Genomic DNA, 14,400 nt, shown 5'->3' on the forward strand with positions numbered 1-14,400 from the left:
TTGAACGATTAACGTAATTAATAGATTATTGCTAATCAGATAGACCATTAATCTGTCAGATATTAATCTAACGGGCTGAAAATCTAATACGCTGTTAATCGAATGGATTATTCATCTGGTTATTGCCAATAATATACCCTGCGAACTTGAAGCCGCAGGGTATATGGGGGAATTATGCCCTACCTACTCGAAATGAAAAATATCACCAAGCAGTTTGGTGTCGTTAAAGCCGTTGATAATATCAGCCTGACACTGGAGGCTGGGCAGGTATTATCGCTATGCGGCGAGAATGGCTCGGGGAAATCCACACTAATGAAAGTGTTATGTGGTATTTACCCTACAGGTACCTATCAAGGGGAAATAATTTTTGCGGGTGAAACGCTTCAGGCCAAAAATATTCGTGAAACCGAGCAAAAAGGTGTTGCGATAATTCATCAGGAATTGGCGTTAGTGAAACAAATGTCCGTGCTGGAGAACATGTTCCTCGGCTCAGAATGGGGTCGGTACGGCATCATGGATTTCGACGCCATGTATCTCCGCTGCCAACGGATGCTGGCACAGGTTAAATTAGCCGTCGATCCCTATACGCCGGTCGGTGAATTGGGCCTTGGACAGCAACAGTTGGTCGAAATTGCGAAAGCACTGAATAAGCAAGTTCGGCTGCTGGTGCTGGATGAACCCACGGCCTCACTGACGGAAAGTGAAACGGCTATTTTGCTGGATATTATCCGTGACCTACGCAATCACGGTATTGCTTGCATCTATATTTCGCACAAACTTAACGAAGTGAAAGCGATATCGGATCATATATGTGTGATCCGCGATGGCCGCCATATCGGCACGCGTTCTGCGGCCAGTATGAGCGAGGATGACATCATCGCGATGATGGTGGGCCGCGAGCTAAAAGAGTTGTATCCCCATGAAGCACACAACATCGGCGAGGAAATTCTTCGGGTGGAAAATCTGTGCGCTTGGCATCCGGTCAACCGCCATATTCGCCGAGTCGATGACGTCTCTTTCTCCTTGAAAAAGGGGGAGATATTAGGGGTGGCAGGGTTAGTGGGGTCGGGCAGAACAGAAACAGTACAATGCCTGTTTGGCGTCTATCCGGGCCGCTGGCAGGGCGATATCTTTATTGATGGCAAAGCCGTCACCGTCAGCAATTGTCAGCAAGCCATGAAATTGGGTATTGCCATGGTGCCGGAAGACCGCAAAAAAGATGGCATCGTGCCCGTAATGGGGGTTGGGGCCAATATCACACTGGCGGCATTAGCAGATTTTACCGGCACGTTGAGCGTGTTGGATGATGCTAAAGAGCAATCCACCATTGTGCAGTCTTTGGCGCGGCTAAAAGTCAAAACCTCTTCTTCTGAGCTGGCGATAGCTCGGCTCAGTGGCGGCAACCAGCAAAAAGCCATCTTGGCGAAATGCCTGCTGCTTAACCCACGGATTTTAATCCTCGATGAACCGACGCGCGGTATTGATATCGGCGCAAAATATGAAATTTATAAACTTATCAACCAATTGGTCCAACAGGGGATTGCGGTTATTGTGATTTCCTCTGAACTGCCGGAGGTCTTGGGATTAAGTGATCGAGTGCTGGTGATGCATCAGGGGCGCATCAAAGCCGATCTCATTAACCAGAACCTGACTCAAGAACAGGTCATGGAAGCCGCACTCAGGAGTGAAACCCATGTCGCAAGCTAATCAATCTGATGTTAATGCATCCGAAAATGGCGAAAAAAAGCCATTTTTTCGGCTAAAGTCCGTGAATTTGCAAGTTTTTGTGATGTTGGCTGCCATCGCCATCATTATGTTGTTCTTTACGTTCACCACTGAAGGGGCCTATCTCAGCGCCAGAAATATTTCGAATCTACTGCGCCAAACGGCGATCACCGGCATCCTCGCGGTGGGAATGGTGTTTGTCATTATTTCTGCGGAAATCGATTTGTCCGTGGGGTCGATGATGGGGTTATTAGGCGGAGCCGCTGCTATTTTTGACGTCTGGCTCGGTTGGCCGCTTCCGCTAACCATCGTGGTCACGTTGGCTTTAGGGTTGGTACTGGGGGCATGGAACGGTTGGTGGGTCGCGTATCGCAAAGTGCCTTCGTTTATCGTCACGCTGGCGGGGATGCTGGCTTTTCGTGGCATCTTGATTGGTATCACCAACGGCACCACCGTCTCACCAACCAGTAATGCGATGTCGCAAATCGGCCAAAGTTACCTGTCTAATGGCCTTGGGTTCGGCATTGGTGCGATTGGCTTGATGCTCTTTGTGGCTTGGCAGTGGCATCGGCGCAGCAACCGCATCCGGCTCGGTTTGCCTGTCGCCGCGCCACAAGGGGATGTGACGCGCCAATCTATCACCGCCGTTATCGTTCTTGGCGCAATATATTTATTGAATGATTATCGCGGCGTCCCTACACCGGTATTGATTTTGACGGCGCTGATGCTGGTCGGGATATTTATGGCGACCCGTACTGCATTTGGCCGCCGGATTTACGCTATTGGTGGCAATATCGATGCTGCCCGTTTGTCAGGGGTGAATGTCGAGCGCACTAAATTGGCGGTATTTGCAATCAATGGCTTGATGGTCGCTATCGCGGGCTTAATTCTCAGTTCACGTCTGGGCGCTGGCTCACCTTCGGCGGGTAACATTGCTGAACTGGATGCCATTGCCGCGTGTGTCATCGGTGGCACTAGCCTTGCTGGCGGTATCGGCAGTGTCGCGGGCGCTGTAATGGGCGCATTTATTATGGCTTCTCTCGACAATGGGATGAGCATGCTAGATGTGCCGACGTTCTGGCAGTACATTGTCAAAGGCGCGATTTTGCTGCTGGCGGTATGGATGGATTCAGCCACAAAACGCCGAGTTTAATCCGCCCCCCTCGCAGAGAGATCAATGCCATACTGCATTGATCTCTCTACCGATTCAGTGTCGATATCCCCCCACTTCAGGAGCCACTCCCATGTTTGAGAAACGCTACCGGATAACCTTGCTGTTTAACGCTAACAAAGTGTACGACCGGCAAGTGGTGGAAGGCGTCGGTGAGTATTTGCAGGCTTCACAATGTGACTGGGATATTTTTATCGAAGAGGATTTTCGCTGTCGTATCGATAACATCCGCGATTGGTTGGGGGATGGTGTTATTGCTGATTTTGATGATCGACAGATAGAGCAACTGCTGGTGAATGTCGATGTCCCTATTATCGGTGTTGGCGGGTCATATCATCAGCCGGAGGACTATCCGGCAGTTGATTATATTGCGACGGATAACCGAGCCTTGGTCGAGGCTGCATTTATGCATCTCAAAGAGAAGGGGCTAAACCGTTTTGCTTTTTACGGCCTTCCCGCCAGCAGTGATAAACGCTGGGCGCAAGAGCGGGAATATGCCTTCCGTCAATTAGTGGCGGCGGAGCAATATCAGGGTGTGGTCTACCAAGGGATGGCTACGGCACCGGCTAACTGGCAATACACCCAAAATCGGCTGGCTGATTGGGTCCAGACTCTTCCTCATCAGACGGGGATTATTGCGGTGACAGATGCACGTGCGCGTCATTTATTGCAAGTGTGCGAACATCTGGATATTGCCGTCCCAGAAAAACTGAGTGTCATTGGCATCGATAATGAAGAGCTAACGCGCTATTTGTCACGTGTCGCGCTTTCTTCAGTGGCGCAAGGCACGCGGCAGATGGGGTATCGGGCGGCTAAGTTGCTGCACCAACGCTTAAACCAACGTCAAAAGCAGCAAGAGATGCAGCCGTTGCAGCGGATTTTGGTACCGCCAGTCAAAGTTATCGCCCGTCGTTCAACAGATTTTCGCTCGCTGCGCGATCCCGCCGTTATTCAGGCGATGCATTACATTCGTCATCACGCTTGCAAAGGAATTAAGGTTGAGCAGGTGCTGGATGCGGTCGGCATGTCGCGCTCAAATCTGGAAAAACGCTTTAAAGACGATATTGGGCAGACGATCCATGGTGTGATTCATGAAGAAAAGTTGGATCGGGCGCGCAATCTACTCTCTGCGACCTCGTTACCCATCAATGAAATCTCGCAAATGTGTGGCTACCCGTCACTGCAATACTTCTATTCGGTATTCAAAAAGGGCTATTCCATCACACCGAAAGAACACCGCGATAAATATGGCGAAGTCAGTTATTAACCCTGCAGTGCCGCGATACATTTATATTTAGCCAGTCTCGGCGCGTGATTTACCCACCGGCTCGATCTAATGAATAGCGCGCTACCATAAACGCGCTATAATCACCGACTTAGATCATCATATCTATGGAAGATCATCGTCCCCGGTGGGGCGGCTGGACTTCAAATCCAGATGGGGCCGCCAGCGGTCCTCGGCAGGTTCGACTCCTGTGATCTTCCGCCACTCGATATCTTCTGAACTTTCCCAGCGTCAATTAAGTCCCCGTTAAACCCTTATCGCTTACGCCAGAGCAAACTCAGGCCGTCAAAGCGTTATAAACGCTAAACGCGTAATGAGCTTCAACATGGATCTCTGGCATACTACGCGGATACAGCGTTGTTAGTCAGATTAAAACGGAGGCGGCATGACAGATAAATACTTAACCCAATCCCCGGCAGGCGAATTTGTTATGTTTGCCAGCGGTGATGGAAAGGTGCGCGTTGAATGCCGCTTTGAAAGCGATACCCTGTGGCTATCCCAGGCGATGATCTGCGAACTGTACGGCAAAGCTAAAGCGACTATCAGCGAACACATAAAAAATATCTTTGCAGAAGGTGAGCTGATCGAAAATTCAGTTGTTCGGTTTTACCGAACAACTGCCAGTGACGGGAAAAATTATCAAGTTCAATATTTTAGCCTGCCGTTGATACTCGCAGTTGGCTACCGCGTCCGTTCCCCTCGCGGCACCCAATTCCGCCAGTGGGCGACCCAAACGCTTCAGGAATATCTGATCAAAGGCTTCGTGATGGATGACGAGCGGTTGAAAAATCCGCCGGTGGGTTCATCCGCAGTACCCGATTACTTTGATGAGATGCTGGAGCGTATCCGTGATATCCGTGCCAGCGAGCGTCGGGTGTATTTGCGGGTTCGGGAGATTTTTGCCTTAGCTGCCGACTATCAACCTTCACTGAAAGAAACCACGCAGTTTTTTCAAACCATCCAGAACAAGCTGCATTTCGCCTGTACCGGCCACACTGCTGCCGAACTTATCTATCAGCGTGCTGACGCCAGCCAACCCCATATGGGGTTGAGCAGTTATAAAGGTGAAGAGGTGCGTAAAAACGATGTGACGGTGGCAAAAAACTACCTAAACCAAAACGAAGTTGGTGAGCTCAACCGCGTCGTTAACATGTGGTTGGATTTCGCTGAAGATCAGGCACGGCGGCGTCAACAGGTTTTCCTGCGTGACTGGCAGGATAAGCTGGATCAGTTTCTGCAATTCAACGATCGTGAGGTTCTACAAGGGGCTGGCACGGTCAGTAAGAAAGTGGCCGATGAAAAAGCGCAGGCGGAATATAGTCAGTTTGCCGAGCAACAACGGCGCTTAAAAGAAGCCGAAGGTGAGAAGGATATTGCTAGTTTGCTACAGTGGAAAAAAGAGCCTAAAAAGTAACTCTGGATGCCCGCAAACCCCGCAAGGAAAACCATTTGGGGGGGCTTACGGGGGTTACTCAGTTATCCAATAAAAAATCAATTTCAAATCAAAAAACTAACCATCAAATGCGACTCCTGTGTCAGGTTACATCCACAAATGCGGCCCTTTTCGCATTCGCAAAAATGTTTGTCCTAATTTACTACTGGCTAATTGAACAGTAGGGAATGGCCGGATATAGTGCCCCCGCAGCGGCAAAATCTGCTGCCGGGTTTAGCAGCCTGAGACAAAACAGAGCGCACAACCGTGTAGGCGGTTACTATGTGCGGGTACAGTTACACCTAAGAAAAATCAATGGTGGGCTGGACGGGGGCATCGCAAGATGCGCCGGGTTCTCTGTTGACCGGTCTGCTAACCCTGTTCAGTCCACCACCCAAAGGGATTAGCAGCTCTTGGTGGTGGGATAAAACCATCAACTGAGAGGTTGTCATCATGAATTCGACGACTACAGCCCACAGCAACATCGTTGTTCTTTGCCTGCCAGTATCATTAGCCGCCACTCTCTCGCTGGAGGTGCAACATGTACGATAAGACGCCTCGCGAGTTAGAAGAAGTCATTGATCACTGCCGTGCGCTGATTTACGCCATCGTCACACTCGAATCGCAGGAAGTGAAAGAAATACTCAACTTTGTTTTATGGCAGCAAATAGATCTACTGCACCAAACCTATCAGCGGGATCTAAACGAAGCGCTCGTGGCAGCTTAACTCCGCTATGTAAAAAGGCATCGTCAGATGCCTTTTCTGCAATGATTTACTCATCAATAAATGAGTTGATACTCCTACAGGGTAGGACTAATATTATCTCAGCCTAAGTAAAGGTGATGTCAAGGATGACTACGTAATGGATTTTTTACAGTTCATTGAAACTCCGTTCTTTTCTAAGCAACGGGAAGTATTACTTACCGAAGATGAGTTCAGGGAGCTTCAGCAAGTCTTGTTATTAAACCCATCTTCGGGTGCATTGATTGTCGGCACCGGCGGTGTGCGAAAGGTAAGATTTGCTATCGGTCAGAAAGGGAAACGTGGTGGTGTTCGCATCATTTATTACTATCAAGAACCACAAAGCAGGATATGGCTTTTTACTGTCTATCCTAAAAATCAAAAAGATACACTGACGAGTAGTGAGAAACAGCAATTCAAAGATGTGATAATACAAATCAAAGGGAGTATGGCATGAGTGATTTTTTCAATGATTTAATGACATCCGCGAAACAGGCTGTCGCCATTAGTCATGATGAATTAAAGGCGGGTAGAGTCACTGAGGTTGCTATCCCTGATGTAAAAGAAATTAGAAAAAAAACAGGGTATAAGCAAAAAGACTTCGCGCTCCTTGTGGGTGTGAGCCTTTCGTTGGTTGAAGCATGGGAGCAACATAGAAGAATTCCATCAGGCAGTTCACTCAAGCTATTGGTCATGATTGATCGGTATCCTTCCCTGATTAATGAGCTTTCAGGAATTTAGCACTCGAGAGAAAGTAGGTAAAAGCCGATGGGGGATACAAACAAATGATCGACGAAAATTGTTTATGGCAGCAAATAGATCTACTGCACCAAACCTATCAGCGGGATCTGAACGAACCGCTCGTGGCAGCTTAACGCCGCTATGTAAAAAGGCATCGTCAGATGCCTTTAAATATTCAGAATCACTCACTCCCGGCAGGGAAGAACACTCGATAAATCCCAAGAATCAGTCAGTAAACCTCTAAATGTTAAATTGCCCGTGAATATCACTTTTTTGAATAATGAAATGAAGTACCATTTTAAATGGTTTGTTATTTCATTATAAAAAAGGAGACAGATAATGAAGATTATTTCATTCACTGCCAGCACGGTCATACTGACTTGTTTTGCCTTTAATACCCTTGCCGCACCAGGTTTGGATGGTTTTGCTGACGCAATCCATCATTATCAGAACAAAAATGGGAAGGAGTATCAGCGCCTTTCTGAAAATGATGTCAAAGCCATATCTGAGAATGTACTTTTATATCAGAAAGAGGTTGGCGGCTGGATTGAGAATCAGGACCCATTGAGAATTTTATCACCAGAAGAAATACAGTCATTTCAAAAAGAAAAAGATAATATCAGAGTTTCATTTGATAACCGAAATACCTATTCTCAAATCGAATATCTTTCCCAAGCATGGGCCGAACTGGGGGATAAACGTTATAGCGATGCGGCATTACTGGGTATTCGCTATACCCTTAATCAACAATATAAAGTTTGTGCTGGCTGGCCACATACCATCCCGCCTAAAAGTATCACTGAGACAGAAAACACCAGTTATCAACGTTCCATTACTAATGCGGATGACGTGACATCCGGTATATTACGGATGTTTAGAAATATACTTGGCGACAAGAAAACCTATGGCTTCGTTGATAGTGAAACACTGGCCTTAATCTCTGATGCGGTATCCAAAGGCGATCAGTGCTTGCTGGAATTACAGATTGTACAAAATGGGATAAAAACCGGCTGGGCGGGTCAGTATAATCCCGAAACACTGACACCTGTTGGCGGCCGTTCATTTGAATTACCCGGCATATTGTCCGAAGAAACTGTTGGTGTGCTTGAATATTTAACTTCCATTGATAATCCATCCCCCGAAATCATTAAAAGTATTAATGACGCGACACAATGGTTGGAGAATTCTGCATTAACTGGATTCAAAGTCGTTAAATTTGAAGCACCGGAAGAGAAATATGCTTGGCACTCCAGCAAATGGGACCGCCGAATTGAATCAGACCCTTCAGCACCTCGGATTTGGGCAAGATTTTATGATTTAAATGATAATTCTGTCATTTTGGCTAATCGCGATGGGAAACGTGTGGCTAAATACGAGGATATCGCAAGAGAACGCCGGACAGGTTATGGCTGGTATGGCTATTACGCGGAAGAGTATTTGTCGAAAACCTATCCTGAGTGGGTAAAGAAAATGGCGTTAAAACAAATAGCGTTAAAACAATAATACTGTTACCAAACGGGTATCAATATTTGTCGCTGCCACAAGACTGATAGGTAAAGCACTCTCACGGGAGTGCTTTTTTCATGGGCAACGCTGCTGTAGGTTATATGGGCCGCGATTGATGAGTGACTCAGCAATATGACATGCTTGGCTGCCAATACGAGACATTGAATCTTCATCATTTTGTCTGGACATCAATACTGACCAAATGGAATTAGCTTAATTCCACGCACTTTTTGAGGCTTCTGGGTAGACTTCTGCAATGCGTAATGTGTAGATCATGGTGGCGTTCGGTGGCACTTTGGGTGGATAACCTTTCTCACCGTATGCCAGTTCTGGCGGTACCACCAAGGTCATCGAACACGTGACATATTCGCTTTCTATCACATATCAAAATACGGCAGTCGTCTGCGGGGGCGGTGTGCTGGTTCGACGATGGCCTTGGCAATGGCTGATCCGATTTCTGCACAAACAGTAAGGCCCTGCACAAAGGGCTGGTCGTGCATGAGATAGGGTAATGCGCCAAATGCAATACGCCCGCGAGCGCAGTCTGGTGACAGGAGCGTATAATCGTTGCCCACATCCGGAATCTCGTCACCGCAAGACTGGAGTTGCTTTTTTAATGTTGGGAACGGCAGATCTTTCGTCTTCAGCGGCTTTTGTCCTCGTGCATCGATAAAAATATCGAACTCAATGGTTTTCCCATTAGCAGAGATAACAGTCTGATGTTTTTTTACATCCATTTTGTAATCAGGCCCAAGCGCGAGAATGCTGATTATCCCTGCTTCACGTAATGCCAATAATCGGCGAATCGATTGTGAGGGAATAGCCGCATAGTTATCGATGAACACTCTGGCGAGACCAGAATTGAATCTTTTGCTGTCCTCTTCATCCAAATAAGGGACGATTTCCTGTACAACTTCATGTAACCGAAGGATCACGTAACGCCATGGCACCGTGCGTTTTGCGCGCTTGTTGCGCTCGACTTCGTTAAGATTTGAGTAGGCCCATCGGAACGGATCGTGCTGATGTCGATCGGCAAACCATGCGTCGGAGAAGCTGTCGGCATCAAGCGTCTGAAGGGCGATATGCTCGCTCCATATTGGGTCCGCCAATTCAATTTCTGCCACAATGAGTTTGAATACGCGGTCGAGTAAACCCTCTGATCCAGCAGAAATTTCATTTTTGATCGCGTTTTCTGTCACGACGCTTAATGGTTGATAGGGGATTGGGCAGTAAAAATCAGCTTCCGGCAGGATGCCCGATCGGGACATCAACGTGATTTTAAGCGCCTCACTTCCCTCATCAAGCGTGAACTGAATATGCTCATCATCTGCTTCGACAAACTGACCATGCTGGACCACCACAGCCATCGCGGCGTCAATGGCACTCAGTGAAGTCCCCATAATGCCGATTTTGCACGCTGGGATTTTGGCTTCCATCAGCCCAGACCAAGGGCTCGGGAAGAATGTGCGAGTCGATTCACTTTCATCGGGCCACACATGGCCCGTGGCGATGACGGCGAGATCAAACAGTTCTGCTGCCGGTTCATCCTTCGCCCACAGTCGGACGCCATCGGTGGTGGCTTCAAGGTCGGTAACTTGGCAGGATTCATGCACATTCACCGTGAAACCTTGCTGTTTTGCCTTTGTCACCAGTGCTAGAAATTGGTCGCGATAATACTCGCCCAGAAGAATACGCGGTAGGAACTGGCGGATATGAAGAGAATTCGGATGAATACCATAGCGGGCTAGATGGCGTGCGCTTTGGCCTTTTAACCAGTCGATATAAGTCGTAAAGATAGGGGGGATCTCGATGCTGGCGATGTTAGCTAACATCATCTTCGAGTTTTCTTCGTTGCTGTAAGGCATGCCAACACCGGCCTCACTGCCTTGCTCATAAATAGAAATTGAAACGGGCACTTTGAGCTTTAGCAGGGCGTCAAAGGTATAAATCCCCGTGGGGCCAGCACCAATAATAGCGATCTTTTTCATCGATATTCACCCCAGGTTAATATTCGCTTTTACATTTATAGGCTGGGAATAGGGTTTGCGTTAAGGGCAAAAACCGTCAATAGCTTTCGTGCAAAAACATATTCTCGCGGGGTAAGTGTGGTTGAAAATACCTATTGCGCCAAGTCATCTAGTTCTGATGAGCGTTAGCTTTATAGAATTAGGGAATAGCGGCCAAATGACCTACCAGCCGATAGGTCTTCCGCAATCGGTGCTATTATCCACGCAACCTCGGCTGCGAACGTTCTCCATACGTCTGTCCCTTCTTAAATTCCCTTTATCATCAACAGTATATATTGGATTGGAGCCTATCATTATTGGCTTCTTATCCTGTTGTGCATTGTAATCGTAGGGAGCACATGAAACGAGGCTGGCAGAAAGTAATACTGAGGGCAGCAAGCGTAAATACATTATTTTGGCTCCACCTAAAAAGAGTGTGAATAAGGATTTATAAGGCCGGTAAGGCTAGCACATCAGCAACATGGTGGCGGCCAGAAGAGCAGCTCGATTGAAGGTCTGTTTACGCGAGTCTGATACATGCCTACTATTGCCGAGGCATGTACCTTAAGCACTATAGATATACTGAAGTGTGAACCGTAAATATGCAGTTTGCTACATCCATATCAATTGGATAAAACAGTCTCGCTGTGCACGATATTCGCGAAATCGGCGGCGAGCAGCGCCATCGTGACCTCAAAAATAGTATTAGCTGACAGGTTGGCTGAAGGCATACCAAAGCCAAGCACGGCATCTTTTACGACCGTCATATTGAAGCCAAGATCAGCCCCTGCCCGAACGGTTGAATTGACACAAAAGCCAGCAACCGCCCCTACGACCACTAAATCATCGATACCGTTTTCCCGTAAATAGTTGGCTAAGTCAGTGGAGGCGAAGCCTGATGAAGTTGTTTTCACAAACACAGGTTCATCTGCAACCGCTTGTGCGCATGGCATAGGTGCGTATCCAACGGCGCATGGATTAAAAGGCGATTGCGGATTTTCCTCAGCGTGCCGGATATGCACAACAGGAAGGCCTCGTTGCCTAAAGGCGGCTGAAAGCTGGGCAATCTTTTCAAGCGCATCGGTGTTTACGTGCTCCTTGCCTGATTCAATCCGATGTTGCATTTCCATCTGCATATCAATGATGAGCAAAGCCTGCATAAACCATTCTCCTGTTGGGGGCTGCGGTTCTTTTTACGGATAGCTAGTTTAATCGACGGCTGCTTATGGCCGCCATCAGGAAAGGTCCCTTGCTAAAAAGCCCGTTATTATGCGGGCTTGGTGGTGTGGATGAGATTGGGCTAGCTCGCCAAATATTTTACTCGATGTTGAATCTGTTTGTAGAGCAGGTGGCTTTACTCTTTGTATTATAAGGGGTTGTGATAATGCGATTGACCTTTATGTACACACTAAAATAGAGTGTTCCACCGTTAAGGCTATTTGTCGCCCAACTTTTTGGCTGCAGTTTCAATCTGTTTGATGCTCTGTTCTGGTACTGGGAGATTTTCTGGCATTGTCCCCCCAAGCTCTTTGATTGTCTGCCTTACTTTCCTGCCTACATCGAAATGCGTTTGGTTTGCCTGCTGTTTCGAATTAACCTGATCTCTGATTAACTTCTCTTCCGCTTGAGTTGCTCTAAATAGGTTTGCCGCAAGTTCCGTTGACCCCATGTGATCTAAGATTTTTTGGCTCTTTTTTAATCCCTTTCGCTGGTGGATTGCTTTCTGGTCTAAGCCACCATACAAACCTTGGTAGCCATGATTTTGGAATATGGCAAAATCTAATCCGGTTTCGACGCCAGCCTTTTGTGCTACCTCGACTAACTGTTTGTTATGTTCCTTTAGTTCACTTCTAAGAAACAGACGCTTTTCATCTTCGCGTAGTCGTTTGAAAGTTTCATCATCGGCCAGTTCTTGACGTCTAGTCTGGATTGCAAAGTATGTTTGCCCAGCCGCAATAACTGGCTTACTAGGATCACCATTCTGTACAACGAGATAACATGCATATCGGGATAAATGAACGTCTTCCAGCTCCCGTTGGGCACTGGACCCCAGCACAACCATTTTGGTGGCCTCAACGAAATGGTCTGCTACCTCTAGGTTACTGGCTTCACAGGCTTGTGCTGCTCTGGATAAAACATTCTGAAAGTTCCTCCAATCTTTATAATCCAGCAAAGGAGCCAAATCTCTTGCAGACCAATATTCTTGTCCTTCATTTCCGTATTCCCGTAAATCCTCGAATGGTTGGTGATGCTCGTTCATTGCTCACTCCATATATATTGTGCTGTTAGGGGGGTATCTACCTGATGCTGTGCTGGTTCCAATATCTCACATCCAGATTATTGTATAACAGTTCTATCCTACAATAAGGAATCAGCTAGCCATGAGAATGACCGCCCATAAGAAAGAAATCCTGACTTATTACGAACCGGATAACCTCGAATGGGTCACTGGGGAAATCGGCCCGCCGCCTTTCGACGTATCCGACGTTGCTTATCTGGTAAGGGTCGGACTCCTTCAACTCAAAACATCCTTTGAAATCCGCGCGGCGAACGCTGGGAGCAATGGTTCGTGGTGGCCTGTTAGATCAATGCTATGTATGACACAAAGGCGTTGACTGAAAATATCTCGGTTCTGTCGCTCTGAGTTCATGACGACGATACTCGTAGGAAAGAACCGTTCTAGATACTACGAAAAACGTAGCGAATATATTTGAATAAGAATGACAGCAAATCTAATAAAATAGCCCGTAAATTTATTACGGGCTTTAAAGGAATTTTGCGACGTACTGAAATGCGGTGAGAAGTTACTCGATATTCTGAATCTGCTCGCGCATCTGTTCGATAAGCACTTTTAGTTCGATGGCGGAATTGGTGACTTCGGCATTGATCGATTTCGAGGCTAGCGTATTCGACTCGCGGTTGAATTCTTGCATCATAAAATCAAGGCGGCGGCCGACAGCTTCTTTCTTCTTCAAGATATTGTGCGTTTCTTTGACGTGCGCTTCGAGGCGATCCAGCTCTTCGGCGACATCGACACGCTGTGCCATCAGCACTAACTCTTGTTCCAGACGGGTATTTTCCAACTGGACTTGTGCTTCTTCCAGCTTGGTGAGCAGGCGCTCGCGTTGCCACTGCAAGATATTGGGCATGTGCGCACGCACTTTAACCACTTCCGCACTCACACCGTCTAGGCGCTGTTCGATCAGCGTTTTTAATGCTGCGCCTTCGGTTTCGCGAGAAACGATAAAGTCATCAAGAGCCACATCCAGTGCGAGCATTAACTCAGTGCTAATGACATCCAGATCTTGCTCTTCGGCTGACATCACACCCGGCCAGCGCAAAACATCAAGTGGATTGATCTCGCCCTCATCACTTTGCATTTTGACCCAGTTCGCGGCTTCAACCAGTTGCTTAGCCAGTTTTTCATTCAAGATCAACGAACTTTGCGCTGCGGTATCCAGCTCAAAACGCAGGCTACACTCAATCTTGCCTCGTGTCAGACGGGCGCGGATACGTTCGCGAATGACGGGCTCTAAGCTGCGGAACTGTTCAGGCAAGCGAATATAGGTTTCTAAATAGCGTTGGTTAACGGAACGTAGCTCCCAAGCTGCGCTGCCCCATTCGCCTTTAATATCACGCCGAGCGTAGGCGGTCATGCTGCGGATCATTGTGCGTACCCGTTTTAATTAAAGAAAAGATGCAGGGATTATAGCCTCCGAGGCGCAGGCAGGATAGGCATTACATCACTAAGGCCGTATAATGCGCGACCAATATCGATTTAAAGCCGGAGAA

13 protein-coding genes, 1 tRNA gene and 2 pseudogenes are annotated in these 14,400 nt (G+C 47.5%); 11 read left to right on the forward strand and 5 right to left on the reverse strand.

What is annotated here, in order from left to right; genetic code table 11:
* The first annotated feature begins 174 nt into the window (after nucleotides 1-174).
* From BN68_RS18695 to pelA, 10 genes are all read left to right on the forward strand, one after another.
* The gene (locus BN68_RS18695; protein ID WP_019212711.1) at nucleotides 175-1,707 is read left to right on the forward strand and encodes a xylose ABC transporter ATP-binding protein; all 1,533 of its coding nucleotides are present in this window, start codon (nucleotides 175-177) and stop codon (nucleotides 1,705-1,707) included.
* The gene (gene xylH, locus BN68_RS18700; RefSeq protein WP_019212712.1) at nucleotides 1,694-2,878 is read left to right on the forward strand and encodes a xylose ABC transporter permease XylH; all 1,185 of its coding nucleotides are present in this window, start codon (nucleotides 1,694-1,696) and stop codon (nucleotides 2,876-2,878) included. The genes BN68_RS18695 and xylH overlap by 14 nt, the downstream gene beginning before the upstream one ends.
* Nucleotides 2,879-2,969: 91 nt before the next feature.
* On the forward strand, nucleotides 2,970-4,163 hold the full coding sequence (xylR, locus tag BN68_RS18705; RefSeq protein ID WP_019212713.1) for a D-xylose utilization transcriptional activator XylR: 1,194 nt from the start codon (nucleotides 2,970-2,972) through the stop codon (nucleotides 4,161-4,163).
* A 127-nt stretch (nucleotides 4,164-4,290) separates the two neighbouring features.
* Nucleotides 4,291-4,385 (forward strand) — tRNA-Sec (locus BN68_RS24035).
* A 181-nt stretch (nucleotides 4,386-4,566) separates the two neighbouring features.
* Nucleotides 4,567-5,595 (forward strand): virulence RhuM family protein, encoded by a 1,029-nt coding sequence (locus BN68_RS18710; RefSeq protein WP_019212714.1) that lies wholly within the window; start codon nucleotides 4,567-4,569, stop codon nucleotides 5,593-5,595.
* 333 nt (nucleotides 5,596-5,928) lie between these two features.
* A complete protein-coding gene (locus tag BN68_RS24450) occupies nucleotides 5,929-6,054 on the forward strand; it encodes an ash family protein (protein ID WP_019212715.1) in 126 nt (41 codons plus the stop codon).
* Nucleotides 6,055-6,154: 100 nt separating this feature from the next.
* Nucleotides 6,155-6,340, forward strand: a complete 186-nt coding sequence (locus BN68_RS18715) for a hypothetical protein (protein ID WP_019212716.1) — start codon at nucleotides 6,155-6,157, stop codon at nucleotides 6,338-6,340.
* A 136-nt stretch (nucleotides 6,341-6,476) separates the two neighbouring features.
* Entirely contained in the window at nucleotides 6,477-6,812 is a 336-nt protein-coding gene (locus tag BN68_RS18720; RefSeq protein WP_019212717.1) for a type II toxin-antitoxin system RelE/ParE family toxin, read from the forward strand.
* Nucleotides 6,809-7,096 (forward strand): NadS family protein, encoded by a 288-nt coding sequence (gene nadS / locus BN68_RS18725; protein WP_019212718.1) that lies wholly within the window; start codon nucleotides 6,809-6,811, stop codon nucleotides 7,094-7,096. Before BN68_RS18720 ends, nadS begins: the two co-directional genes overlap by 4 nt.
* Nucleotides 7,097-7,435: 339 nt before the next feature.
* Nucleotides 7,436-8,599 carry a pectate lyase gene (gene pelA / locus BN68_RS18730; RefSeq protein ID WP_019212719.1) on the forward strand — a complete coding sequence of 388 codons (1,164 nt, stop codon included), beginning with the start codon at nucleotides 7,436-7,438 and terminating at the stop codon, nucleotides 8,597-8,599.
* Nucleotides 8,600-8,815: 216 nt separating this feature from the next.
* On the opposite strand, the pseudogene BN68_RS23480 reads toward pelA, so the two are convergent.
* The 4 genes and pseudogenes from BN68_RS23480 to dinD all read right to left on the reverse strand — a co-directional run.
* A pseudogene (locus tag BN68_RS23480) lies at nucleotides 8,816-8,956 on the reverse strand (FKBP-type peptidyl-prolyl cis-trans isomerase); the annotation flags it as partial.
* 23 nt (nucleotides 8,957-8,979) lie between these two features.
* A complete protein-coding gene (locus BN68_RS18735) occupies nucleotides 8,980-10,590 on the reverse strand; it encodes an FAD-NAD(P)-binding protein (protein ID WP_019212721.1) in 1,611 nt (536 codons plus the stop codon).
* A 641-nt stretch (nucleotides 10,591-11,231) separates the two neighbouring features.
* Nucleotides 11,232-11,768 (reverse strand): cysteine hydrolase family protein, encoded by a 537-nt coding sequence (locus tag BN68_RS18740; RefSeq protein ID WP_019212722.1) that lies wholly within the window; start codon nucleotides 11,766-11,768, stop codon nucleotides 11,232-11,234.
* A 275-nt stretch (nucleotides 11,769-12,043) separates the two neighbouring features.
* On the reverse strand, nucleotides 12,044-12,868 hold the full coding sequence (dinD, locus tag BN68_RS18745; RefSeq protein ID WP_019212724.1) for a DNA damage-inducible protein D: 825 nt from the start codon (nucleotides 12,866-12,868) through the stop codon (nucleotides 12,044-12,046).
* Between the two features lie 121 nt (nucleotides 12,869-12,989).
* Here dinD and BN68_RS24390 point away from each other — a divergent pair.
* Nucleotides 12,990-13,206 (forward strand): annotated as a pseudogene (locus tag BN68_RS24390) (hypothetical protein); the annotation flags it as partial.
* Between the two features lie 206 nt (nucleotides 13,207-13,412).
* Here BN68_RS24390 and BN68_RS18755 read toward each other — a convergent pair.
* Nucleotides 13,413-14,276 carry a YicC/YloC family endoribonuclease gene (locus BN68_RS18755; protein WP_019212725.1) on the reverse strand — a complete coding sequence of 288 codons (864 nt, stop codon included), beginning with the start codon at nucleotides 14,274-14,276 and terminating at the stop codon, nucleotides 13,413-13,415.
* Between the last annotated feature and the right edge of the window lie 124 nt (nucleotides 14,277-14,400).

Origin of the sequence: Yersinia massiliensis CCUG 53443 (assembly GCF_000312485.1) — a bacterium.
GTDB classification, from domain to species: domain Bacteria; phylum Pseudomonadota; class Gammaproteobacteria; order Enterobacterales; family Enterobacteriaceae; genus Yersinia; species Yersinia massiliensis.

Coding starts and splice junctions, on each gene's coding strand:
- BN68_RS18720 (WP_019212717.1), top strand. CDS start 6,477: ATGGATTTTTTACAGTTCATTGAAACTCCGTTCTTTTCTAAGCAACGG.
- dinD (WP_019212724.1), bottom strand. CDS start 12,868: ATGAACGAGCATCACCAACCATTCGAGGATTTACGGGAATACGGAAAT.
- BN68_RS18735 (WP_019212721.1), bottom strand. CDS start 10,590: ATGAAAAAGATCGCTATTATTGGTGCTGGCCCCACGGGGATTTATACC.
- nadS (WP_019212718.1), top strand. CDS start 6,809: ATGAGTGATTTTTTCAATGATTTAATGACATCCGCGAAACAGGCTGTC.
- BN68_RS18715 (WP_019212716.1), top strand. CDS start 6,155: ATGTACGATAAGACGCCTCGCGAGTTAGAAGAAGTCATTGATCACTGC.
- BN68_RS18755 (WP_019212725.1), bottom strand. CDS start 14,276: ATGATCCGCAGCATGACCGCCTACGCTCGGCGTGATATTAAAGGCGAA.
- BN68_RS18695 (WP_019212711.1), top strand. CDS start 175: ATGCCCTACCTACTCGAAATGAAAAATATCACCAAGCAGTTTGGTGTC.
- xylR (WP_019212713.1), top strand. CDS start 2,970: ATGTTTGAGAAACGCTACCGGATAACCTTGCTGTTTAACGCTAACAAA.
- pelA (WP_019212719.1), top strand. CDS start 7,436: ATGAAGATTATTTCATTCACTGCCAGCACGGTCATACTGACTTGTTTT.
- xylH (WP_019212712.1), top strand. CDS start 1,694: ATGTCGCAAGCTAATCAATCTGATGTTAATGCATCCGAAAATGGCGAA.
- BN68_RS18710 (WP_019212714.1), top strand. CDS start 4,567: ATGACAGATAAATACTTAACCCAATCCCCGGCAGGCGAATTTGTTATG.
- BN68_RS18740 (WP_019212722.1), bottom strand. CDS start 11,768: ATGCAGGCTTTGCTCATCATTGATATGCAGATGGAAATGCAACATCGG.
- BN68_RS24450 (WP_019212715.1), top strand. CDS start 5,929: ATGGTGGGCTGGACGGGGGCATCGCAAGATGCGCCGGGTTCTCTGTTG.